The following is a 23,370-nucleotide window of genomic DNA, read 5'->3' on the forward strand; positions in this document are numbered from 1 at the left end:
CAGGATCAAACTCTCCATAAAAAGAAATTTGATTAGCTCAAATTGTTTTGCTGGCATCATGTTTGATGTCCAAAATTGTGTTTTGTTCACCAACTCAAAGTTAGCTACTAAAAACTTTATTGATTACGTTTTGCTTGTTCAGTTTTCAAGGTTCATATCGTCGCCGTTGTTTTTCAGCGACTTCTTAATATTAACATTTAACTCAATTCATGTCAACAACTTTTCAAAAGTTTTTTTCGTTCGTTGAGTTTTTCGTTATGTCTTAGCGACAATTAATATAATACAATATCAACAAATTAAAAGTCAACAACTTTTTCAAAAAAATATCGAGGTATTTTTCATACCTCGATAACTAGCATACTACAGTCCTTGATCGATTTCTAGAGCTTCTTTATTTACCTTATAATGACGGTGGAATATCATTTCACTTTTCGCAACGATAGGTTCAATTTGAATGTAGCCTTTGTCCACTAGATATTCAACAAATACTTCTAAATCTACTGAGTAGTTCATGAGCTCCTCATGATCGTGCAATTCCTGAATAGTCCAAGTCTCTTTTGTTTGCATGACTTCTAAAATATGTTGAGCTCCGTCTCGAGTACGTGAATGTATTAAAAACTCACTTGCTAAAAACAATAGCTCTAACCGTTTTTCTATCGGTTCATTACTTGTAACAAGCTCTTCGTATAATTTATAAATTGCCGGTTCTAGTTTTTTCACCTGTGCCCAAACGGTTACTTCAGGATAAAGTCCACTATCAATGATAGATAAACGGCCCAAATGATGTAACGAATCTACAACATGATTATAAGCATCGAGATAGCTCCCCTTATCAAAGTATTCTTTTCCTTCTAAGTAACGTCGAATTAGCTTTGAAAATTGAATGCCCGTTTTAATTTTACGACCACTAAACGGAAACTCCTGTAATTCAATTTTTAATTTATGAAGAAATTCATTACGATCAAATAATACTCTACCAAAGAAAATCCAATCGACTACTTTTTTATTTGAGCCAATTAGTAGCCATTTTCGTATTGTTTTCTCAGTAACAGTATGTAAAGCTACTTTATTTCCTTCATATAGATAATGTTTCGAAAAGACTGGCTTTTCCGCTTCCTTTACAATAATAAGTAAAATTGTATCAAAGGTATCTGTAACATTACTTTTTTCCTCGCGTTTTTCCACTAAAATAACGCCTAGTGTATTCGACTGACTTGCTCGTTCCTGGTATATTGGACGCAAAACTTGTTCCATGTTCAGTCCCCCTCTATTTGCTTGTGACCTTTTATCTTCATTCAATGGGTGTCACGGATTTTCACCGGACTCAATGACGCCAAGGCGAGATTGATTTCGTTAAAATTTCGACATACTCTAAAAGTATTCCTTCTTTCCACGTTATCAAAGCTAAAATACTTTGTTCTTATATGTTATAGTAGATTTTAGATTGGGAGGCAAGATGATAAATGAAACCTTACAAAAGTAAAATTAATAAAATCCGTTCATTCGCATTAGCACTTATTTTTATCGGCTTTGTAGTTATGTATGGGGGAATCTTCTTTAAAAACTATCCTATTCTAGTATTAATTTTCATGACCCTTGGTGTACTTTGTATCATTGGTAGTACAGTTGTTTATGCATGGATAGGGCTGCTCTCAACAAAAGCTGTTCAAGTGGAATGCCCTAATTGCCATAAGCACACAAAAGTATTAGGCCGTGTAGATATGTGTATGTACTGTAATGAACCATTAACGCTGGATCCAACTCTAGAAGGAAAAGAGTTCGACCAATCTTATAATAAGACAAAAAATTCCTAGCCCTCATTGAAGAGCTAGGAATTTTTTATTGTACTTTTGCAGGTACATCTTTACACGATGGACAAGTGCCGTAAATTTCTAAACGATGTGCATGCACATCAAAGCCTGTTACTTGTGATGCAAAATGTTCAATTTCGTCGAGACCAGGATAATGGAAGTCGACTATTTTGCCACAGCATTCACAAATAATATGATAATGATCATTTGTAACGAAATCAAAGCGACTTGAAGCATCACCAAATGTTAGTTCTTTCACTAGACCCACTTCACGAAATACGCGAAGATTATTATAAACAGTCGCAACACTCATATTTGGGAATTTCCCTTCAAGTGCTTTATAAATTTCATCGGCAGTTGGATGTGCCATTGTTTGAATTAAATATTCCAAAATAGCATGACGCTGAGGAGTAATACGAACACCAGTTGTTTTTAACGTGTCAAGTGCATCCTGTAAATGCGTTTCAGACATCGTCATGCACCTCTTCCATAAAGATTATTAATTTATAATTGTTATAATTAGTGTATCGAATTTCTCTTACTTCTGTCAACATTCATACACATTTCAATTTAATTAGAATTAAGTCAATAACCTCTAGATAAATCCATCCTATTTTCTAAATCTGTTTCACCACGTAACCATTTCTCTAAGCTTGGTTTAAAGATCTCTAAACTACGTTCAACATAGCGAGATGAATGACTCGAAACATGCGGAGACACAATGACATTCGGTAATGTCCATAATGGGTGATTCTCAGTTAAAGGCTCTTGTTCAAATACATCTAATACGGCATGACCAATTTCACCTGCTTGAATGGCATGTATCAAAACCTTTTCTTCTACTAAGTTTCCACGACCAAAATTCATGAAAATGGCGTCATTTTTCATCGCTTTAAAATGTTCTTCTTTCAATAAATGTGTGGTCTCCTCTGTTCTAGGTAGTACAGAAATAACAATATCAGCCTTAGGCAAAGCTTCTATTAATTGATCAAAGTTCACCATCTTATTCATATATGATACTTCATTCCCTGAGCGGTTACAGCCAATTGTCACAACACCAAAAGCTTGTAATAAGCGACCTACTTCTGAGCCAATAGCTCCAGGTCCTAAAATAAGCGCTGTACTGTCCCGTAACTCGGTTTGTTTCGCTTTTTTGGACCATTCACTTTTTTTCTGCTGTTCATACATCCAAGGCAGTGCACGTTTAATCGCCAAAATATGGGCAAGCATTGATTCTGCCATTGGTGTTTTATGAATGCCGCGCACATTCGAAACGAATATTCCCCGTTCAATAATGGCTTGAGCGGGCATTTTTTCGATCCCCGCTGAAGCTACAAAAATCCATTTTAGTTTTGTCGCACACTGAATATTTTCATCATTTAAATCTTCACCGTATGTGACAAGTACATCTGCTTGTTGCAGCTCTTCGTTTGATAAGCCATTTTCAAAAATAAAATCAACTTGAGGAAATTTTGCTACTAGTGGCTCACGTAAATCTGGCCTTGGTTCAAACGTAAAATAGATTCTCATTGTGTCGCCTCCCATTCTGCTAAATATGTATACACTTCTTCAATATGATTTTTGACACGTACTTTACGCCATACCTTTATTAGATTTCCTTCTGTATCGATTAAAAATGTCGAACGTTCTATCCCCATATATTCGCGTCCATACATCTTCTTCAGCACCCATACACCATACGCTTCTGCTACGGCATGATCTTCATCCACTAATAGAGAGAATGGTAATCCATGCTTATCTATAAATTTGCTATGCTTTTTTTCATCATCAGGGCTAATACCAAGTACGACTGCATTTAATTGACTAAAATCCTCATGCTTATCACGGAAGTCACAAGCCTCTGTCGTACAGCCTGGAGTCATATCTTTGGGATAAAAATATAAAATAACATATTGTCCTTTGAAATCTGCTAACTTTACTGTTTCTCCTTTTTCATTTATAAGGGAAAAATCAGGTGCTTTTTTACCTTCTATTAAAGCCATATCAATCTCCTCCTCTGTACGCTCTATTTTACTCTAAATAGTAAAACAAATCATATCCCTTAATTTCTTTGGATTTCTTGCACTGATAGGTCTACAATAGATGGAGTATAAAGATTTAGGAGGCAATATATATGAATCACACAAAATCAGAAGCAGTACACGCAGAAGCGCTACAGCATATCGTTGGTGGTGTAAATAGCCCTTCTCGTTCTTATAAAGCAGTTGGCGGAGGTTCACCTGTTGCAATGGCTCGTGGGAAAGGTGCTTACTTTTGGGATGTTGATGGCAACCGTTATATCGACTATCTAGCAGCTTACGGTCCTATCGTTACTGGTCATGGTCACCCACATATCGCTAAGGCTATTACACATGCAGCTGAAAATGGAACTTTGTTTGGGACACCAACTGAATACGAGGTTACTTTTGCTAAAATGCTAAAAGAAGCAATCCCATCTATGGATAAAGTACGCTTTAATAACTCTGGTACTGAAGCTGTCATGACAACAATTCGTGTTGCACGTGCTTATACTGGCCGTACGAAGGTTATGAAATTCGCTGGTTGCTACCATGGTCACTTTGACTTAGTATTAGTAGCCGCTGGTTCTGGTCCTGCAACATTAGGTACGCCAGATTCGGCAGGTGTTACTACTTCAACAGCAGAGGAAGTCATTACTGTACCATTTAACAACCCAGAAGCATTTACAGAAGCTATGGATCAATGGGGCGATCAAATCGCAGCTATTTTAATAGAGCCTATTGTTGGAAACTTCGGTATTGTCGCGCCTAACCCTGGCTTCTTGGAATTAGTTCATGCTACAGCAAAGGAAAAAGGAGCACTAACTATTTATGATGAAGTTATTACTGCTTTCCGCTTCCACTACGGTGGTGCCCAAAACTTATTAGGGTTAACACCTGATCTAACTGCACTTGGTAAAGTAATCGGCGGTGGTTTACCAATCGGAGCATATGGTGGTCGTAAAGAGATTATGGATACAGTTGCTCCACTTGGACCTGCCTATCAAGCAGGTACAATGGCTGGAAACCCTGCATCTATGCAAGCTGGTATTGCCTGCCTAGAAGTATTACAAACTCCGGGTATTTATGATGAAATGGATCGTCTTGGGGGCATTTTAGAGGAAGGTATCCTGGCTGCAGCACAAAAACATAATGTAACAATTACTGTTAATCGCCTTAAAGGGGCCCTTACAATTTACTTTACAGATGTGAAAGTAGAAAACTATGAGCAGGCTGAAAACTCTGACGGTGAAATCTTTGGTCGCTTCTTTAAATTAATGCTTGAACAAGGCATTAATTTAGCACCATCTAAATATGAAGCATGGTTCTTAACAACAGAACATACAGAAGCTGATATTCTAGAATCCATTAAAGCGGTAGACTTTGCATTTTCTCAATTGTAATTTACAAAGGCTAATGCTTAGTGAGAAGAGCATTTTAGAACAGTAATTAGATATTAAACTTTTAAGACGACTCCCTTATGAGTCGTCTTTCTTTGTAAATGACATACAAATTTATGTATTTTATGAGCACTTCCTTCTATAATGTAAAGAAGCATTAATTATGCCTCGTCATAATTGTGCAGGATTCGGATATGTGACATACGCCGGAAGCTTTTGCTTATCGGATGTTTGAGCACTTACTGAAGAATCTATAACTGTATTTATCTCGCCACCTGTTGAAGGGGGAGATTTATACTGAAAGAAATTAAAATTTTTTAACAGAAAGGACATCCATTTTCTATGAAATTAGGTGCCCGTGTATTTAAGACTGGTGTCGCCATCGTATTTGCACTTTTTATCGCTGAGCTGCTAGAGCTACCTTCACCTGTTTTCGCAGGAATTGCAGCAATCTTTGCGATTCAGCCATCTATTTATCGCTCCTATCAAACAATTGTTGAGCAAGTACAAGCCAACATTATAGGAGCAACCATCGCGGTCATTTTTGGCTTGCTTTTTAGTCACCATGTAGTAGCAGTCGGCATTGCAGTCATTGTTGCTATCGGTATAATGTTGAAATTTAAACTTGAAAAATCGTTGTCTCTTGCATTAGTTACAGTAGTAGCTATTATGGAGATTCAAGGAGATGACTTTCTTACATTCGGTCTTATTCGCTTTGTTACAATATTAGTTGGGGTGTTGGCAGCATTTGTGGTCAATCTGTTCTTCCTACCGCCAAAATATGAGGTAAAGCTTTTCCGTAAGATTTATTTTTTACAGGATGATATTATTCGATGGACGCGACTTGCCGTTCGTCAAGCATCTGAACATACTTCTACAAAAGAAGCTTTAAGCAAATTTAAGTCTCGTATGCAACGTGTGGATACACTGTATTCTTTTTATAAGGAAGAGCGTAATTACTTTAAAAATAAAAAGTATATAAAAGCACGTAAATTAGTTGTGTATCGTCAAATGATCACAACGTCAAAGAAAAGTTTAGAACTTCTTCATCGTCTTCATAATCATGAAAATGAATTATCACAGCTACCGACGCAATTTCATTTAATGATTCAAGAGCGACTTGATTTCTTGCTAACTTACCATGAGCAGCTCCTGTTAAAGTATACGGGGAAATTAAAGCCCGAACATTCGGAATGGAGTAAAAACATTGATTATGTTCAGCGCAACGAGTTAATGGAAATATTCATTAAACAGATTAGTTACGCGCATGAGGAAGGCGATACAGAGTTCTCGAGCTATCACTTACTTTATATTTTATCTCGTATTTTAGATTACGAAGAAAACCTAGAGCATTTGGATACGCTCATCGTGTCGTATCAGACTCATCATGGGCATGAAATTAATGTGGAATTTGAAGAGGAATTTATTTAAATAGAAGAACTCAGTTAAAAGGGCGAAGAGTTGGTATTATCCATCTCTCCGCCCTTTTTTTATTAACTTTTCATTTTCGGATCAAGCGCATCACGCAGACCGTCACCCATTAGATTAAAACCTAGAACCGTTAACATAATAGCTAAACCTGGGAAAATCATCGTCCACGGTGCCTTCAATAAAAATATGCGGGCATCCGCTAACATTTTCCCCCATTCTGGTGCCGGTGCCTGCGCTCCTAATCCAAGGAAGCCTAGTGCTGCCGCTTCAATAATCGCTGTCGCTATCGCTAGCGTTCCTTGTACAATGATTGGCGTCATTGAGTTTGGTAAAATATGCGAGAACAAAATTCGTGAATCACGCATTCCAATCGCCTTTGCTGCTACAATATATTCCTCTTCTTTAACACTCAATACTTTCGAACGAATTAAACGCCCGAAATTCGGTACGTTAATAATGGCAATGGCAATCAATGCATTTTGTAATGATGGTCCAAGTACTGCTACTATTGCAATAGCAAGTAAAATACTAGGGAATGCTAACAGGATATCAAAAATACGCGAGATTATCGTATCAATCCATCTTCCGTAATACCCAGCAATAATGCCAAGGAAACTACCTACAACAGCAGATAGAATAACTGAAAAGAAGCCTACCTTCAATGAAATACTAGCTCCATGTATAACTCTAGAGAAAATATCCCGACCAAAGTCATCCGTGCCAAACCAATGCTCACTTGAGGGTGCTGATAAACGCTTCGAAAAATTTTGTTCATTAATTCCTTCGGGAGCAATCAGTGGACCAAATATAGCAAGTATAACAAAAAATAATACAATGCCTACGCCTACTAGGGAGATTTTGCTCTTTTTAAAGCTACGCCAGCCTTCTCTCCAAGGACCTACCGCTCGTTCACGACTTGGTGCTACTTCTGTTTTAATATCTATTGCTCCAGTCATTATCGCTTCCCCCCTCTACTTGTATTTAATCCGTGGATCTATCACCGTATACAGTAAATCCACAATTAAATTAATCATGATAAAAATAAAAGCAATTACTAATATACCTGATTGAATAACAGGATAGTCTCGGAAACCAATGGCATCATAAATATAACGACCAATTCCAGGCCAGCTGAAAATTGTCTCGGTTAATATGGCTCCACCTAGCAGTAATCCTGTTTGCAAACCGATTACTGTTAACACTGGAATAACTGCATTTTTTAAAGCATGCTTGTAAACAACAATAAACATTTTTTGTCCCTTTGCTCTAGCGGTGCGTACATAGTCGGAGCGCATTACTTCAAGCATTGACGACCTAGTCATTCTTGCAATAATTGCCATTGGAATTGTCGCAAGTGCCATACCCGGTAATACTAATCGCTTTATTACTTCAGTAAATTGATCAAAGCGGCCTTGTATTAGCGTATCGAGTAAGTAAAAATGAGTAATGGCGGTTATTGGATCCCTCACATTTTCGCGCCCAGATGTCGGAAACCAACCAAGCTGATTACTGAAAGCCCATTGTTCCATTAAACCGAGCCAGAAGACTGGTACAGACACCCCAATTAAAGCAACTACCATTGCCACATAGTCGAACCAAGAATTTTGGAACCATGCAGAAATAATACCTGCATTTACGCCAACTATTACGGCGATAATCATTGCAAATAATGCTAGTTCAGCAGTTGCCGCTAAATAAGGGAAAATTTCCTCAGATACAGGTAATTTAGTACGTAATGATACCCCTAAATCCCCCTGAAAAATGCCACCTAAATAACTAAAATATTGTGTATACCATGGCTTATCTAATCCTAAACTTGCGTTTAACGCTTCGACCGCCTCTTTCGTTGCCTGCTGTCCTAAAATTACTTGTGCAGGATTACCAGGAATTGCACGAATTAACATAAAAACGATAAAAGTCATTCCAAGCAAAACTGGGATTAATTGAGATAAACGTCTTCCCATATAGTGAAGCATTTTCTTCACCCCTCTGTTATTTTCAAAATATACTTTTGCATGAAAAGCATTGAAGTCTTTACACATACTGTAGAAAGGGTCAGCCTTCACCAAACGGTTTGATTGGTCTTTCATACAGAAAAAATACCTCTAGCTAGTAAAAAGAATCCGCTAACTTTCTACGGCTTACCCGCAGAAAGCAAGCAGATTCTTTAAAATTCCTTTTAAATTAAAACCTATTAGGGCAGCTCTTCATGCCTACTTCATATCTACTGCTTCTAAACGGTCAGAACCTGTCGGATGTGCAATATAGTTTGTCACTTTAGTGTTAGCAGCTAAAATCGGAGTAGAGTGAGCAATCGGAACCCATGGTGCATCTTTAGAGATAATCTCTTGAGCTTGCTTGTAAAGAGCATTACGCTTATCTTCATCCATTTCAGTTTGTGCTGCAACTAATATTTTGTGTAAATCTTTGTTATCATAGAATGTATAGTTGTTAGAACCAATGTTATCCCCATCTAATAAAGTATAAAGGAAGTTATCCGCGTCGCCGTTATCACCTGTCCATCCAAGTAAGAATGCATCCGCATCTCCTTTTTCCGCCTTCTCTAAATACGTAGCCCATTCAAACGATACAATTTTAGATTTCATACCAACGTCTGCTAAATTCTTTTGAATAGCTTCTGCTATTTTTTGACCATCTGGCATGTACGGACGTGGCACAGGCATTGCCCATAGCTCGATTTCTTTACCGTCATAGCCAGCCTCAGCTAATAATGCTTTTGCTTTTTCTGGATCATATTCATAGCCTTTAATGTCATCGTTGTAGCCTGCAACTAGTGGAGGCATTGGATTTTTTGCTGTCTCGCCTAAGCCTTCAAAAAATGCATCTACTAATGTTTGCTTATCGATTGCATAATTGACTGCTTGACGAACTTTTACGTTATCGAAAGGTGGACGAGTTACTGTTAATCCAAGATAGCCAACATTCATAGATGGACGTTCGATTAGTTGTAAATCTGTATTTGATTCGATTGAAGCTTTATCTGATGGACTTAAACCATCAACTATATCGACATCACCGTTAGTTAATTCATTGAATCGTGTGGAGTTTTCTGGAATAGAACGGAATATAACTTTATCTAATTTCGGCAAATCTGCTATACGATAATCTGGGTTTTTCTCTATTGTGATGGAATCATTTCGTTTCCACTCTACAAATTTAAATGGACCAGTACCTACTGGATGATCCTTTAGTGAATCATCATCTTTTTCAAATGCTGCTGGTGAAGCAATAGCAAATGGAGACATCGCTAAATTTTTCAAGAATGTTGCTTGTGGTTGAGATAATTTAAATATAACTTTATAATCACCATCTGCAGTAATCGACTCAATTACTTGCTTTCCACCTACCGTAAATTGAGAGGAGTAATATGGGAATTTATCAGCACCAGCTTTCCAGCGCTCAAAATTTTTCACGACTGCTTCAGCATTAAAATTAGTACCGTCATGGAACTTAACCCCTTCTTCAAGTTGCATCGTATACGTTAATCCATCTGCTGAAGGTTCCCAAGATTTTGCCAGCCCAGGCTGCAATGTTACATCTTTCTCTCCAAAGTTAATTAGAGTCTCATAGATGTTAATCGTAACTTTAAACGCTTCACCTTCTGTCACTGTCGCTGGGTCGAGTGCAGTTGAATCGGTACCACGCCCATATACTAATGTTTTTGGTCCGCCGCTAGCTTTATCGCCACCACTTGAAGTATCTTTACTACCCGTATCCTTAGTATCTGAACCGCCACAAGCGGCTAAGATTGTCGAAAGAACAAGGATAAGCATTACACCCAAAGTCCAAAACTTCTTTTTCTTCATTGAATTTCCCCCTAAGTTTTTTTATATCATTGAATGTTAGATTGCATCGTATAGATGACAAGCAACATAATGACCCGGTTTGACTTCTTGCATTTTCGGAACTACTTGAGAACATTCTTCTTTTTTAAATGGACATCTCGTATGGAATGTGCACCCGCTTGGCGGATTTGAAGCACTTGGGATATCTCCAGAAATAATGTGCTGTTCACGTTCAAACGTAGGATCTGGAACAGGTACCGAGGATAATAGTGTCTGTGTATAGGGGTGAAGTGGCTCAGCATATAAATCCTCGCTTGCTGTTAACTCCACTAATTTCCCTAAATACATCACACCTACACGATTACTAATATGGCGTACAACCCCTAAATCGTGGGAAATAAAAATATAAGTTAGCTTTAAGTCCTTTTGTAAGTTTTGCAATAAATTCAATACTTGCGCCTGTATTGATACATCCAGTGCAGAGACAGGCTCGTCAGCAATAATTAAACGTGGATTCGTCATTAAAGCACGGGCAATCCCAATACGCTGTCTTTGACCACCACTAAATTGATGGGGGTAACGTTTTACATGATATTCATTTAACCCCACAATTTCGAGAAGCTCTAAAACCTTCTGTTTCCGTTCCTTAGCATTGCCCATGCCATGAACAATAAGTGGCTCCTCCAGTATTTTTCCAATATTATGTCTCGGATTAAGAGAGGCATAAGGATCTTGGAAAATCATTTGAATGTCTCTACGGGCTTTACGCATCTCATTGTTTGATAATTCCGAAATCATTTTGCCTGCGAATTCAATCTCACCCTCCGTTGGCTCAAGCAATCGCATTAAAAGTCGACCAGTTGTTGATTTACCACACCCGGACTCACCTACAATACCTAATGTTTCTCCTTCAAAGACTTCAAAGGAAACATCATCCACTGCCTTTACGTCCCCAACCTGTGTGCTCAAAACACCCTTCCGAATGGGAAAATATTTTTTCAAACCATCAACTTTCAACAACACTTTCGACATGTTGCTCCACCTCCTGTTTCTCTAGTAAAAAACATCTTGATTTATGCTGCTCTGCTGCTTTATATAAAGGTGGTGTTTCTTGTACACAGCGTTCCATTGCAAATTCACAACGGGGCGCAAAACGACAACCTTCCTGAATACTTCCAGGCTTAGGTACGCTACCAGGTATAGAGTAAAGATTGTCCTTTTTATAACGCATATCTGGTACAGATTTAATAAGCCCTTGTGTATAGGGGTGCTTTGGATTCACGAATATTTCCTGAATTGGTGCCTCCTCTACAATCTGACCTGCATACATCACGATAACTCGCTCGCATGTTTCTGCAACTACTCCTAAATCATGTGTAATTAATAAAACAGCTGTGTTTAGACGTTTATTTAAATCTTTCATAAGCTGCAAGATTTGAGCTTGTATCGTCACATCTAAAGCAGTTGTCGGCTCATCAGCAATCAATACCTTTGGATCACAGACAAGTGCCATTGCAATCATGACCCGTTGTCGCATCCCCCCAGATAGTTGATGTGGGTAATCTTTTAATAATTCCTCAGCACGCGGTAAACCTACTAGCTTCATTATTTCAATTGCCCTTGCAAAGGCTTCTTTTTTCGACCATTTTGGATTGTGAATTAATATGGCTTCTTTTAACTGATCCCCTATTGTAAATAAAGGATTTAAGGATGTCATAGGTTCCTGAAAAATCATCGCCACATCTTTCCCACGAATTTTCTGCATTTGTTTATCCGATAATGTTACGAGATTTTGATCATCTAATAGTATTTCCCCACCCGTTATTTTTCCAGGTGGCGACGGTATTAACCCCATAATGGACAGTGATGTGACACTTTTTCCACTTCCTGATTCCCCTACAATCCCTAAAATTTCGCCTTCATGAACAGAAAAGTCGATATCATCTACGGCAGGAATTTGTCCATCATCTGTAAAAAAGGTTGTCTTTAAACCTTTTATTTCTAGCAGCTTTTTTCTCATGATCAATCGCTCCATCCTACCCATATTTTTATTTAGTTGAAATAACTATCGCTCAATTCCCTATTTTCAGATAATTCTAACCAAAAACCATTGCTCTTTCAATCATTATTATTCTGCAATTAACATAGATTTTCTACATTGTTCGAGTTTCGTATTAATAATGTCTGATTAATTAATAAGATTTTATAATTAAGACAAAAAAATAGCCTTCCATTTATGTTAAACGGAAAGCTATTTTTAGATTATTGACTCATTAATAAAATATAGCGATGACATTTTGTTAAAACATATATCATGAGAATAACAAAGCGCCTGGCCGGAATGGAAATCAACCCCACAGTATGGTGAGCCAGATTTTTCTATTATAACGTTGCACTTCAATCTAAATGTTGCACCTGGAATAAATTAAAGTAAGTCCCCTCTTTTTGCATTAATTGCTCATGCGTACCACTTTCAATTAATTGTCCATGATCGATAACGAAAATTTTATCTGCATGTGTAATCGTAGAAAGTCGGTGAGCAATTATAATAGTTGTACGTTCATGGGCAAGTACATCCAACGATTCTTGAATAAGTGCCTCGCTTTCTAAATCCAATGCAGAAGTCGCTTCATCAAGTATTAAAATAGGAGGATTTTTTAAAAATACACGAGCAATCGCCACCCGCTGCTTTTGTCCACCTGATAACTTCACGCCGCGCTCCCCAACCTTTGTGTCATAGCCATTTGGCAAACTCATAATAAAATCATGTGCATTTGCTGCTTTTGCCGCAGCAATAACCTCTTCATCGGAAGCACCTGGCTTACCCATTAAAATATTCTCTTTTACTGAATCACTAAATAAGATATTATCCTGTAGGACGATGCCAATTTGTGAGCGTAAAGAATGTAATGTTACATCTCGAACATCATGGCCATCAATACACACCGCTCCACTTGTAGTGTCATAAAAGCGAGGGATCAAACTAATAATAGTTGATTTTCCTCCGCCACTCATTCCTACAAATGCAACTGTCTCTCCAGGTTTAATAGTAAAATTGATATTGTTTAAAATTCGCGCGCCATCTTCTTCATATTGAAAGTTCACATTGTCAAAGCGGACCTCCCCTTTTACCCGAGGTAGCTCTAACGCATTAGCTTTGTTTTTTATTTCATAGGGTTCATCCATTAATTCAAACATTCGATCCATTGATGCAAATGATTGGGTTAACATCGTTGATGAACTAACAAGACGACGAAGTGGACCATAAAGTCGTTCGATATAGGCAATAAAGGCCACCATTGTCCCAACTGAAAGGGGACCATTAATAACTTGGTAACCTGCATAAGCAATTACTAGGAGTGGTGCTACATCTGTGATGGTATTGACCACCGCAAATGATTTTGCATTCCATTTCGTATGATCTAGTGCCTTTTCTAAAAATTCACCATTTGCTTCATCGAATAATTTTTGTTCATGTTTTTCTAGCGTGAAGCTTTTAATAATGCTCATTCCAGCTACACGTTCGTGCAAATAACTTTGCACACCTGCAAGTGCTTGTGATCGTTTACGTGTTAAAGATCGAAGTTTCCCAAAGAAGTACTTCACACTAAACGCATAAAACGGGAACGCAACTAATGCTACTAGCGTAAGCTTCACATCCATGGCAAGCATAATACCGATAGCAATAACAATTGTTGCAAGGTCGAGCCAAACATTCATCAAGCCTGTCATGATAAAGTTTTTTGTTTGTTCCACATCATTAATCACTCTTGAAATTACATCGCCAGCTCTTGTATTGGCATAATATCTTAAACTTAGTCGCTGTAAATGTGCGTATATTTGTTTTCGAATATCGAAAAGCACCTTGTTGCTGACATGTTGAGCAAAATATTGACGGTAATACTCAATTGGTGGTCGAATAATAAAGAATACAATGATCGTACCACCTAACCAATAAAACAGTTCTTTTGTCTTCTCTGCATCCGTTAGATGATCTGCAGCGATAATATCATCTAACACAATTTTTATGAGTAATGGAATAAATAATGGAATCGCAAATTTCACTATCCCAATTAAAACTGTTAAAATAATTTCCCATGTATATGGTTTTACAAATCTCATATAACGCTTTATACTACTCAATTTATTATCACATCCTTATCAGAAAACATATTTAGCAAATAACCCCTTCTATCTTTTCATACAAAAAAAGAAACAGACATCCATAAAAAATGAATGTCCAAACGTATTATAGCAATATTTTGTTTGAAGTACAGTTAATTTAGCTTAGTCACGAACTATTTTGCAACTAGCAATCCTTTTTACATTTTTTCCTTTAATCTTTTTGATACATATTCTAGTACTATAAAAACCACACCTACTAGTATGAACCCAAAAGAGGGTACGTATAATTCATTATTCATATGTATAGTATCATTCACAAAGTGACCCAAATAACGGACCGCCTCGGCTACAAGTCTGTGCATAAACAACATAAAACTACCAGTCAAAAAAAATAATGTACCTATAATATAGCCTGTATTCATAATTCACCCCTAAATATTTGTAATACATTACAATATTACCATAACAAGTTGCTTATTTTTCGATAAAAAAACACCCATTAGTAAAACTAATAGGTGCAACTAACAATCATCTGCTTGCATATCGAGCTGAAACTTATAACGACTTGTCCAGGCATCGATGAAATCAGGTGCAAAAGGTCCTCTTTTTTGTTGAATCCAGCTAATTAATTTATCGACATTGCGCTTTAAAATTTTATCAATGACATCTGGATAAGACATTTCCTTACTATGTAGCTCATACTCATCCTCATCTAAAAGTGAATAAGACATATCAGGGAAAACTTTAATGTCCAAATCATAGTCAATATATTTAATGGCATTATTATCGAAAACAAATGGTGAGCTTAGATTACAATAATAATACACACCGTCCTCACGTAGCATGCAAATGATATTAAACCAGTGCTCCGCATGGAAATAACAAATAGAAGGCTCTCTCGTTAGCCACGTACGACCATCGGATTCTGTCACAAGTGTCCGTTCATTCGCACCGATAATGATATTTTTCGTTCCTTTTAAAACCGTTGTTTCTTGCCAAACACGGTGGATACGGCCATTGTGCTTATAACTATGTATTTGTATCGTTTCTCCTTCTACCGGTATTGCCATCTTTGAAGCCCACCTTTTCGTCTATGCTACCTAAATCTAGCAGTCTCTAGTATATTATAGCAATGTGTACGCGAAAGGTGTAGTTAGAAAACCACAAATTTCCCTGCGCTCTTTAAAATTTGTATAAAATTTCGTTAATTTGAAGCGAATTTTATCACAATAACAACCCAATGGGAATTTTTTTGCTTATATTTATATAATCAAATCGGATTTTTTTCTGAAATAGAGCCATTCTTTCTCGCATCAGATCAGTTTTCCGTTCTACCTGAGCAGTTTCCACGGCTACCCGATCAGTTCTTCAGCCTACCTGAGCAGTTTCCTCAGCTACCCGATCAGTTCTCCGTTCTATCTGAGCAGTTTCCTCGGCTACCCGAGCAATTTTCTCCTCATGCTATATAAAAATTAAAAAGGAGCCGCCTTTTTTAATCTTTTCGATTTTAGACAGCTCCTTAGAGGTAAATGCAATTATGCAATTACAAAGTGTTATTCACCAAGATCTTGGTTAGTTTTGTTGAAGTTACCTGAAGCTTGAGCTTTTTTTTGCTCCGCTTTAGCATTTTGCTTTTGCACTTCATTAACATCTGTTTCATAACCAAATTCTTGACTTTGACGTTGCATGTTTTTATTCGGTTGGAAATTTTGGTTGTTTTGCTTTTTCATGATTCATTCACCTCCACGCTCATTATTGTGTACCGAGGTGAATGCTTTTATGCCTATAAATTTTTAATAACTTAATTTTTTTAATCCTTAATCTCTTGCCAAATTTTCAGCATTGGGACGGACATTGGCAATACTTCTATTTGTTCGCGTGTTAGCCATTCGCCCTTTACTGCTGAATTACATTTAATAAAATAGCTATTTATATGCCATGTTAAATGTGAAAAAACATGTTTAAATGTTAGCAAATCCTGTTGCGATTGAACATTCATAGCATAATCATTTTTAAAAGTATCTATTGAATCTTTACCGTGTTCAAGCATTGGAAACTGCCATAGATTAGCAAGTAAACCCTCTGCAGGACGCTGCTCCAATAAAATTCGACCTTCGTCATCTTGGCAGACAAGTACATCATAAGTGATATGCTTCATCTTTACTTTTTTAGATTTGACAGGTAACTTTTCGGGCTCACCTTTATTAAAAGCAGTACAGTATTCGCGGACTGGACACAATAAACACTTTGGTGAAGTTGGCGTACAAATAAGCGCACCAAGTTCCATTAGGCCTTGATTGAAGGATGATGCATTTTCAGGATCTATCAGTTCCTCAACTGCCGCTTCAAAAATCTTTTTAGTCTTTGGAGCTGCAATATCATCATGAATAGTAAGTACACGACTTAAAACGCGCATAACATTGCCATCAACCGCATGTTCGGGCTTATTATAGGCAATACTTAAAATAGCTCCAGCAGTATAGGGACCTACGCCTTTTAATTTTGAAATCTCATGGCGATTATCGGGTACTACCCCACCATAGTTTTCTAATACCTCACGAACACCCGCTTGTAAGTTACGTGCACGGGAATAATAGCCGAGGCCTTCCCAATGCTTCAATAAGTATTCTTGTGGTGCTTCCGCGAGTAATTCTATTGTTGGAAAGCTTTCCATGAAACGATTGTAATACGGAATAACTGTGTCGACACGTGTTTGCTGTAGCATCACTTCTGATACCCAGATTTTATAAGGATCAGTAGTATGCCTCCAAGGTAAATCACGTTTCTCAACATTAAACCATTCGACTAAAGATTGTCGAAATTCTGTTACATATGGATAATTCACAGTGACCTCCTGCGTCTTTACAATTTTATTTATGGTAAAAAGAGTATACAATTAAGAAAAGATCATAAACGACAAAAAGCGCCATCATTTTTTCTAGGTTTAAAATTTAGACGACAGTCTAAATAGAGAAATATCAGTATTACGATTATTGAAATATACATGTATGCAAATTGTACTCTATTTTGATGCATACAAGGAGTGGATATTTTTGGATTCAGGCACACATTTCGTTATGGGTATAGCTCTCGGTGGTCTTGCATTAGCTGACCCCGTTGTAGCAAATCATTCTTTAACCTTTACCGCAGTAATGGCAGGTACGATTATCGGCTCACAGGCACCTGATGTAGATACAGTTTTAAAACTGCGCAACAACGCAATTTATATTCGACATCATCGCGGAATTACACATTCACTCCCTGCAGTAGCTATTTGGCCTATCTTAATTACAGCGGTTTTAGCCATTATTATTCAAGACGCAAATGTGTTTCATTTATGGCTTTGGACATTTTTAGCTGTAGCACTTCACGTCTTTGTTGATATCTTCAATGCTTACGGTACACAAGCCCTTCGACCATTCTCTAGAAGATGGGTTGCACTAGGTGTCATTAATACCTTTGATCCTATTATTTTTACATTACATTGTCTCGGCATTTTACTTTGGGCATTTGGTGTAAATCCCGTTTGGACATTTAGTATCATGTATCTTATTATTATCGTTTATTACATTTTACGTTTTGCAGTCCAAAAGGCCGTGAAAAATGCTGTGCATAATACCATTCAAGATGAAGAGTATGTTATTGTAGCCCCTACAATGCGATTCTTCCACTGGCGAATTGCAGCAAAATCAAAAACACATTATTACGTGGGCCGTGCATATGGGCGAACTGTTAATATTTACGATAAATTCGAAATAAAACCTTTACCGAAAACGCCCCTTATTGATATAGCTTTGAAAGATCCGAATCTTGCTGCTTTCGTGTCATTCTCACCATTGTACCGTTGGGAAATTTCGGAACTTGATAATGGCTTAACAGAAGTAAGATTAATTGATCTGCGTTACCGTAGTGATAATCGTTATCCTTTCGTTGCTGTCGCTCATTTAAACGATGACAATGAGATTATCACTTCATACACTGGCTGGATTTTTACAGAAGATAAACTTCAGAAAAAATTACAAGTTGGTGCAAGTAATTAACATCAGCAAACCCTGACCAATGTATGGTCAGGGTTTTGTTATTGCATCATATCATCACTAGCATCAAGTAAATGTGCGTATTTTGGATTACGTCCTGCAAATGCATGCAGTTTATCACCATAGCTGGTAATTAATTGACGCACTAAATTTTCAGTGTAATCAGCACCACGGTAAGCATAGCCAGCTTTTGCAGAAGTTGATTCAAAATCACTCCATAATAGCTCAATCCAAACTCGTGCACGTCCTACTGACATTTGCGGGTTTTTTGCAAGTAACTCAGCCGTTAGTTTCTCGATTATTTCTTCCATTTATTTGCCCGCCTTTACAGGAGATAGCATTGAAACAGGTAACGCCTCTTGGTATTTTTCGCCCCCTAAGCGATGTCCCCAGGCAAAGCGTCCTTTTAAATAATCCACTTGGAAAAATTCATTTGCAGAACCGTCAATACGATACATTTCTCCAGGAATTATTGTATCCAAATCCACTAAATAAGCTGCAGCCATTAAAGACTTACGCTCGTATACAGCGAATTCATTAATAATACCTAGCTGTTCCGCCTTACGTGCCTTTTCCTTTAACATGGCTATTTCCTCACGTAATTCGTGCTCTGACATTGCAGCATAATTTTTTTCGTTCATTCCTCATTCTCCTTCTCTTCTATAAAACGATCTATAACCTCTATAGGAAACCCCTTTTGATAGAGTGCCTGCTTTATTTTCATTTTCAGTTCATAACCAGTATACTTCGATGAATACTTTTTCCAAACTTTTTCGCCTTGTACATCCAGAAGCTGTTGCCATTCATCTTCAGCTTGCTCGATCTCTATTTGACCAAGCACCTCATCAACAACACTAAAAGAATAACCTTTTCGCATTAAAAAATCTTGAATTTTAGCTTTTATTTGTGTTGGAGTTTTCTTTCTTTCTGATCGAATGACTTTCTCAGCCAATAGTGTCGCAAGCTTAACCTGTTCCGCATGACTATATGTAGCAAGTACCTCATCCTGTAAGCTTTTATCAATCCCTTTTTTCATAAGGTCTTGCCGAATTGCCTTTGGTCCCTTTTTCATCGTAGCTTTTTTCGTATCGAGTAACGCCTTGGAATAAGTTTCATCATTTAAAAAGCCGTATGATTTAAGCTTTTGTATCGCTTCTAAAATAACTGCTTCGCCAAACTCTAACGCAAGAAGCTTTTTCTTAACCTCATGCTCACTGCGCATTTGATAAGACAAAAAATTTAAACCTTTGTTAAAAGCTTTTCGAATCTCATCCTCATAGGCAATTTCCTGAATATCAAATTCCTCAAGCGCTTTTCCCTTCGTTAATCCAAATTGAAGGAGAATTGCCTCATCTACAGGAAAAGCGTATTCTTCATTCAAATATATATTATAACGTTCTGGATTGTTTTTTTGACGTGCAATTTTCGTAATAATACGCATTCGTAACACCTCACTATGTACCATTATAACATCTTTCGTGGGTATTGCTTTTTAGGTATTTCGGTGTTCGCCGGTATTTTTCATTTCGCGCGGTTTTTGCCCTTTTTAATATTAGAAGATCAACATGTACAACCTACTGTTTTAAAAAAATTATGCGTTGCGTCGGCATATTTTCATTCAGTGGCTTTAATTCCTTCATTTAAAAGAAGCAATTTTTGAATAAAATCAACAAGGATAATTCTTTAAAAATAACGCATTCTAATGAAAAAGAAAGGATGCGTTTTTATGTGGAAACAGCATATTATAGGATCGGTCATCGCTACTTTTATTATTGCCGCGGCAATTAGTTATAATCCATTTTCGGCCTCCGGTTCTGATGAACACAATTGGGGCTTTAAACGCGCGAAAAACGGTGAACAAGCAGAGGCTGGTGCACAGCTTGATCAGCTAGTTGAGAAGTATGGTGCAATTTATAAAGGAAAGCCTGATAAAAAAGTTGCTTATTTAACCTTTGATAATGGATATGAAAATGGGTTTACAGAAAGCATTTTGGACACATTGAAGAAGGAACACGCACCAGCTACCTTCTTTTTAACTGGTCATTATTTAGATAGTGCCCCCGATTTAGTAAAACGTATGGTTAAGGATGGCCATACGATCGGCAACCATTCATGGGGGCACCCAAATATGGCGAGGCTTACGCCAGATGGTATGCGTAGTGAATGGAAGAAACTCGATGATAAGTTACGTGAATTAACAGGTATTAAACGTACATCATATGCTCGACCACCTGAAGGTACATTTAATGCGAAATTATTAGAGGTAGGCAATGCTGAAGGCTATCGTCATATTTTCTGGTCTGTTGCCTTTAAGGATTGGGAAAGGGATGTGCGTCGCGGCGCAGATTACGCATACAATGCATTAATGGAACAGCTACACCCTGGTGCTGTTATTTTAATGCATACAGTTGCACAAGATAATGCAGAAGCTCTTCCAAAGTTTATTGCCGAAGCGAAAAAACAAGGCTACACATTTTTATCCCTTGACGATTTAGTTTTAGAATACGAAGATTTCCCTGTCGCTTTGCAATCGTCTGCTCCTTAGTTATAATGGGGAGATGATATTAAAAGAACAGGGACGTGGAACGCTTGACGCAGCAAACAACAATGGAAGTAGGACAAAAATTTCCTCTAACAATAAAAAGACTTGGTATTAACGGTGAAGGTGTAGGCTTTTATAAGCGTAATGTTGTATTCGTAAAAGGCGCTATTCCTGGTGAAGAAATTACAGCACAAGTGACTAAAACACAACGAAACTTTGCCGAAGCAGAAATAATCACTATTCGCAAAGCTTCAAAATATCGTCAGGAAGCACCTTGCCCAGTTTACAATGAATGTGGCGGCTGTCAGCTTCAACATATGACATATGAAAAACAGCTAATTGAAAAGCGTGATATCGTAATTCAAGCACTAGAACGCTATGCTAAGCCTTTAGCGAATACAGTTAAAGTTCACAAAACGCTAGGGATGGATAATCCATGGAATTATCGTAACAAAAGTCAATATCAAGTACGTAAAGAAGGTAAGCGTGTCTATGCAGGGCTTTTTGCAGAAGGTAGCAACAAGTTACTGAACATCAATGATTGCCTTGTGCAACATCCAATTACGTCAAAAATTACAGTGGCCACACGTAAAATTTTACAAAAACTGAATATTACTATTTACGATGGTCGTACGCTTGATGGCCTAGTGCGTACGATTGTTGTACGTACAGGGATTCGTACAGGTGAAACGCAGGTCGTGCTTGTGACAACACGCAAAGAAATTCCACATCTAGCTGAACTCATTGCACGTATAAAGAAAATCGACCCAAGCATCGTATCGATCGCCCAAAATATAAACCGTGAGAAAACATCGTTAATCTTTGGCGATGAAACGATTGTCCTCGATGGCAAAGAAACAATTCACGAGGAGCTTGGCGAATTAGCCTTTGATTTATCAGCTCGCGCCTTTTTCCAACTGAATCCAACACAAACCGTTCATCTCTATGATGAAATTAAAAAAGCAGCAGCATTAACAGGCAAAGAAACAGTTGTAGATGCTTACTGCGGTGTTGGGACAATTGGTTTATGGCTAGCTGACAAAGCAAAAGAAGTTCGTGGGATGGATGTTATTCCAGAAAGCATTCAGGATGCACGTAAAAATGCCAGAAATCATGGCTTCAAGCATACAAAATACGCAGTCGGCACAGCCGAAAGTGTCCTAGCAAAATGGCGCAAGGAAGGATTTACACCAGATGTTATTACAGTAGATCCACCCCGCACAGGTCTAGCACCAGAATTCATCCGCACTGTGTTGAAGCTAAAACCGAAGCGCTTTGTTTATACGTCTTGCAACCCATCAACTTTAGCAAAGGATTTAAATGAATTGTCGAAGTTTTATGATGTAGAGTATATTCAGCCAGTGGATATGTTTGCACAGACGGCGCAGGTAGAGTGCGTTGCTCAACTTATATTAAAAAAAGTACATTAATCCTTTAAAAGAAGGCAACTACCCTTCCAGGTTGTTGCCTTCTTTCTTTATTTGCAGTGAATTTTCAAAGTTATATGAAATCGCAATTCACCATTTTCTATATATATCCTTACCAGCGATTCTTCGCTATTTTCACCAAGACAACGTATAATAAGAGAAGCAGAAGAAGAATTCATTTTTCCTCTAGTTAAAAAAAGAGGTGCAATTACTTGAAACAGTTTGAAACAGCATTACCTGAGCAGTATGAAACATTAAAGAAACAGGCCAATTATACGTCTAGCTGGCGAGAGCGTTTAGACGCAGTCGAAAAGTTATCGGCTTATCAACATGACAAAATCATAGATTTATTAAAAAATCGTATGCAGCATGATACTGTCAACAAGGTGCAATTAGCAGCCTATGAAGCACTTGTGGCGCTTGGCGAGGACGTAGAGAAGCCATTACCTGCACGTTTTGATATTATCAAAGGAACAGACAAAATTTTCCTGCGTGTTAAAAAGAGCTTGCCGAAGGACCATACAGTGGCAGACTTTGCGGATAAACTAAAACGTATGCGCTTAGATGTCTTTGATGCGTATGAAGGCGACAAAGGTGTACAATTTATGAACTGGTTAGAGGAACGTTGGGCAAAACTGTAACAGTAGCTTTGCGATTTATGAAGGAAAGTCATTCTCTCCGCTTGTGGAGGGAATGACTTTTTCTTATCTTACGCTGCGGTTTATCGAAACAAATATTAAATTGTATTACTTCTTTTCTTTGATCATTTATCT

General features: G+C 37.7%; 23 protein-coding genes. 7 read left to right on the forward strand and 16 right to left on the reverse strand.

Annotation, left to right across the window (positions count from 1 at the left end):
- Positions 1-360: 360 nt before the first annotated feature.
- Positions 361-1,254: a nucleotidyltransferase-like protein gene (locus MWJ95_RS20490; RefSeq protein WP_249075547.1), complete on the reverse strand. Its 894-nt coding sequence runs from the start codon at positions 1,252-1,254 to the stop codon at positions 361-363.
- A gap of 209 nt (positions 1,255-1,463) precedes the next feature.
- On the opposite strand from MWJ95_RS20490, the gene MWJ95_RS20495 reads away from it, so the two are divergent.
- Positions 1,464-1,814, forward strand: coding sequence for a YgzB family protein (locus MWJ95_RS20495; protein ID WP_079564327.1), 351 nt, complete (start codon positions 1,464-1,466; stop codon positions 1,812-1,814).
- Positions 1,815-1,839: 25 nt separating this feature from the next.
- Here the strand turns inward: MWJ95_RS20495 and perR are convergent, their stop codons facing one another.
- From perR to bcp, 3 genes are all read right to left on the reverse strand, one after another.
- Complete coding sequence (gene perR / locus MWJ95_RS20500) at positions 1,840-2,283, reverse strand: peroxide-responsive transcriptional repressor PerR (RefSeq protein ID WP_249107123.1); 444 nt, start codon at positions 2,281-2,283, stop codon at positions 1,840-1,842.
- 113 nt (positions 2,284-2,396) lie between these two features.
- Positions 2,397-3,341 carry a D-2-hydroxyacid dehydrogenase gene (locus tag MWJ95_RS20505; RefSeq protein WP_249107124.1) on the reverse strand — a complete coding sequence of 315 codons (945 nt, stop codon included), beginning with the start codon at positions 3,339-3,341 and terminating at the stop codon, positions 2,397-2,399.
- Positions 3,338-3,814, reverse strand: coding sequence for a thioredoxin-dependent thiol peroxidase (gene bcp / locus MWJ95_RS20510; protein ID WP_249075544.1), 477 nt, complete (start codon positions 3,812-3,814; stop codon positions 3,338-3,340). The genes MWJ95_RS20505 and bcp overlap by 4 nt, the downstream gene beginning before the upstream one ends.
- 131 nt (positions 3,815-3,945) lie before the next feature.
- Between bcp and MWJ95_RS20515 the strand changes: the two genes are divergently transcribed.
- On the forward strand, positions 3,946-5,232 hold the full coding sequence (locus tag MWJ95_RS20515; RefSeq protein WP_283175797.1) for a glutamate-1-semialdehyde 2,1-aminomutase: 1,287 nt from the start codon (positions 3,946-3,948) through the stop codon (positions 5,230-5,232).
- A gap of 339 nt (positions 5,233-5,571) precedes the next feature.
- Positions 5,572-6,660 carry an FUSC family protein gene (locus MWJ95_RS20520; RefSeq protein ID WP_249075543.1) on the forward strand — a complete coding sequence of 363 codons (1,089 nt, stop codon included), beginning with the start codon at positions 5,572-5,574 and terminating at the stop codon, positions 6,658-6,660.
- Positions 6,661-6,722: 62 nt separating this feature from the next.
- On the opposite strand, the gene nikC is transcribed toward MWJ95_RS20520, so the two are convergent.
- The 9 genes from nikC to mutY all read right to left on the reverse strand — a co-directional run bounded on the left by nikC (position 6,723) and on the right by mutY (position 17,436).
- Positions 6,723-7,616, reverse strand: a complete 894-nt coding sequence (gene nikC, locus MWJ95_RS20525) for a nickel transporter permease (protein WP_249075542.1) — start codon at positions 7,614-7,616, stop codon at positions 6,723-6,725.
- Between the two features lie 15 nt (positions 7,617-7,631).
- Complete coding sequence (locus MWJ95_RS20530; protein WP_249075554.1) at positions 7,632-8,636, reverse strand: ABC transporter permease; 1,005 nt, start codon at positions 8,634-8,636, stop codon at positions 7,632-7,634.
- A 237-nt stretch (positions 8,637-8,873) separates the two neighbouring features.
- Entirely contained in the window at positions 8,874-10,487 is a 1,614-nt protein-coding gene (locus MWJ95_RS20535; RefSeq protein WP_249107125.1) for an ABC transporter substrate-binding protein, read from the reverse strand.
- 36 nt (positions 10,488-10,523) lie between these two features.
- Positions 10,524-11,498, reverse strand: a complete 975-nt coding sequence (locus MWJ95_RS20540) for an ABC transporter ATP-binding protein (RefSeq protein WP_249107126.1) — start codon at positions 11,496-11,498, stop codon at positions 10,524-10,526.
- Positions 11,473-12,486, reverse strand: a complete 1,014-nt coding sequence (locus MWJ95_RS20545) for an ABC transporter ATP-binding protein (protein WP_249107127.1) — start codon at positions 12,484-12,486, stop codon at positions 11,473-11,475. Before MWJ95_RS20545 ends, MWJ95_RS20540 begins: the two co-directional genes overlap by 26 nt.
- Positions 12,487-12,863: 377 nt before the next feature.
- Complete coding sequence (locus MWJ95_RS20550) at positions 12,864-14,609, reverse strand: ABC transporter ATP-binding protein (protein ID WP_283164804.1); 1,746 nt, start codon at positions 14,607-14,609, stop codon at positions 12,864-12,866.
- A 503-nt stretch (positions 14,610-15,112) separates the two neighbouring features.
- Entirely contained in the window at positions 15,113-15,661 is a 549-nt protein-coding gene (ntdP, locus tag MWJ95_RS20555) for a nucleoside tri-diphosphate phosphatase (RefSeq protein WP_100545160.1), read from the reverse strand.
- Positions 15,662-16,144: 483 nt separating this feature from the next.
- Positions 16,145-16,321, reverse strand: coding sequence for a gamma-type small acid-soluble spore protein (locus MWJ95_RS20560; protein WP_079562726.1), 177 nt, complete (start codon positions 16,319-16,321; stop codon positions 16,145-16,147).
- 80 nt (positions 16,322-16,401) lie between these two features.
- Complete coding sequence (mutY, locus tag MWJ95_RS20565) at positions 16,402-17,436, reverse strand: A/G-specific adenine glycosylase (RefSeq protein ID WP_249107128.1); 1,035 nt, start codon at positions 17,434-17,436, stop codon at positions 16,402-16,404.
- A gap of 208 nt (positions 17,437-17,644) precedes the next feature.
- Here mutY and MWJ95_RS20570 point away from each other — a divergent pair, with 208 nt between their 5' ends.
- Positions 17,645-18,631, forward strand: a complete 987-nt coding sequence (locus MWJ95_RS20570; protein WP_249075536.1) for a metal-dependent hydrolase — start codon at positions 17,645-17,647, stop codon at positions 18,629-18,631.
- Positions 18,632-18,669: 38 nt separating this feature from the next.
- Here the strand turns inward: MWJ95_RS20570 and MWJ95_RS20575 are convergent, their stop codons facing one another.
- From MWJ95_RS20575 to recX, 3 genes are read right to left on the reverse strand one after another with little or no spacing between them, the layout of a single operon-like run.
- Complete coding sequence (locus MWJ95_RS20575) at positions 18,670-18,939, reverse strand: YfhJ family protein (protein WP_249107129.1); 270 nt, start codon at positions 18,937-18,939, stop codon at positions 18,670-18,672.
- Positions 18,940-19,269 carry a YfhH family protein gene (locus tag MWJ95_RS20580; protein ID WP_249075534.1) on the reverse strand — a complete coding sequence of 110 codons (330 nt, stop codon included), beginning with the start codon at positions 19,267-19,269 and terminating at the stop codon, positions 18,940-18,942.
- Positions 19,266-20,069 (reverse strand): recombination regulator RecX, encoded by an 804-nt coding sequence (recX, locus tag MWJ95_RS20585; RefSeq protein WP_249107130.1) that lies wholly within the window; start codon positions 20,067-20,069, stop codon positions 19,266-19,268. The genes MWJ95_RS20580 and recX overlap by 4 nt, the downstream gene beginning before the upstream one ends.
- Positions 20,070-20,354: 285 nt before the next feature.
- On the opposite strand from recX, the gene MWJ95_RS20590 reads away from it, so the two are divergent.
- The 3 genes from MWJ95_RS20590 (at position 20,355) to MWJ95_RS20600 (ending at position 23,238) form a co-directional block, all read left to right on the forward strand.
- Positions 20,355-21,173, forward strand: a complete 819-nt coding sequence (locus MWJ95_RS20590) for a polysaccharide deacetylase family protein (RefSeq protein ID WP_249075532.1) — start codon at positions 20,355-20,357, stop codon at positions 21,171-21,173.
- Between the two features lie 44 nt (positions 21,174-21,217).
- Positions 21,218-22,600, forward strand: a complete 1,383-nt coding sequence (rlmD, locus tag MWJ95_RS20595; RefSeq protein ID WP_249107131.1) for a 23S rRNA (uracil(1939)-C(5))-methyltransferase RlmD — start codon at positions 21,218-21,220, stop codon at positions 22,598-22,600.
- 209 nt (positions 22,601-22,809) lie between these two features.
- The gene (locus MWJ95_RS20600; protein ID WP_249075530.1) at positions 22,810-23,238 is read left to right on the forward strand and encodes a HEAT repeat domain-containing protein; all 429 of its coding nucleotides are present in this window, start codon (positions 22,810-22,812) and stop codon (positions 23,236-23,238) included.
- Positions 23,239-23,370 lie beyond the last annotated feature (132 nt).

Source organism: Lysinibacillus sp. Bpr_S20, from assembly GCF_023337835.1.
In the GTDB taxonomy this organism is placed as follows: Bacteria; Bacillota; Bacilli; order Bacillales_A; family Planococcaceae; genus Lysinibacillus.

What these genes read in the sequence shown, in the direction of transcription:
- MWJ95_RS20490 (WP_249075547.1), bottom strand. Translation starts at nt 1,254, where the DNA reads ATGGAACAAGTTTTGCGTCCAATATACCAGGAACGAGCAAGTCAGTCG.
- MWJ95_RS20495 (WP_079564327.1), top strand. Translation starts at nt 1,464, where the DNA reads ATGAAACCTTACAAAAGTAAAATTAATAAAATCCGTTCATTCGCATTA.
- perR (WP_249107123.1), bottom strand. Translation starts at nt 2,283, where the DNA reads ATGTCTGAAACGCATTTACAGGATGCACTTGACACGTTAAAAACAACT.
- MWJ95_RS20505 (WP_249107124.1), bottom strand. Translation starts at nt 3,341, where the DNA reads ATGAGAATCTATTTTACGTTTGAACCAAGGCCAGATTTACGTGAGCCA.
- bcp (WP_249075544.1), bottom strand. Translation starts at nt 3,814, where the DNA reads ATGGCTTTAATAGAAGGTAAAAAAGCACCTGATTTTTCCCTTATAAAT.
- MWJ95_RS20515 (WP_283175797.1), top strand. Translation starts at nt 3,946, where the DNA reads ATGAATCACACAAAATCAGAAGCAGTACACGCAGAAGCGCTACAGCAT.
- MWJ95_RS20520 (WP_249075543.1), top strand. Translation starts at nt 5,572, where the DNA reads ATGAAATTAGGTGCCCGTGTATTTAAGACTGGTGTCGCCATCGTATTT.
- nikC (WP_249075542.1), bottom strand. Translation starts at nt 7,616, where the DNA reads ATGACTGGAGCAATAGATATTAAAACAGAAGTAGCACCAAGTCGTGAA.
- MWJ95_RS20530 (WP_249075554.1), bottom strand. Translation starts at nt 8,636, where the DNA reads ATGCTTCACTATATGGGAAGACGTTTATCTCAATTAATCCCAGTTTTG.
- MWJ95_RS20535 (WP_249107125.1), bottom strand. Translation starts at nt 10,487, where the DNA reads ATGAAGAAAAAGAAGTTTTGGACTTTGGGTGTAATGCTTATCCTTGTT.
- MWJ95_RS20540 (WP_249107126.1), bottom strand. Translation starts at nt 11,498, where the DNA reads ATGTCGAAAGTGTTGTTGAAAGTTGATGGTTTGAAAAAATATTTTCCC.
- MWJ95_RS20545 (WP_249107127.1), bottom strand. Translation starts at nt 12,486, where the DNA reads ATGAGAAAAAAGCTGCTAGAAATAAAAGGTTTAAAGACAACCTTTTTT.
- ntdP (WP_100545160.1), bottom strand. Translation starts at nt 15,661, where the DNA reads ATGGCAATACCGGTAGAAGGAGAAACGATACAAATACATAGTTATAAG.
- MWJ95_RS20560 (WP_079562726.1), bottom strand. Translation starts at nt 16,321, where the DNA reads ATGAAAAAGCAAAACAACCAAAATTTCCAACCGAATAAAAACATGCAA.
- MWJ95_RS20575 (WP_249107129.1), bottom strand. Translation starts at nt 18,939, where the DNA reads ATGGAAGAAATAATCGAGAAACTAACGGCTGAGTTACTTGCAAAAAAC.
- MWJ95_RS20580 (WP_249075534.1), bottom strand. Translation starts at nt 19,269, where the DNA reads ATGAACGAAAAAAATTATGCTGCAATGTCAGAGCACGAATTACGTGAG.
- recX (WP_249107130.1), bottom strand. Translation starts at nt 20,069, where the DNA reads ATGCGTATTATTACGAAAATTGCACGTCAAAAAAACAATCCAGAACGT.
- MWJ95_RS20590 (WP_249075532.1), top strand. Translation starts at nt 20,355, where the DNA reads ATGTGGAAACAGCATATTATAGGATCGGTCATCGCTACTTTTATTATT.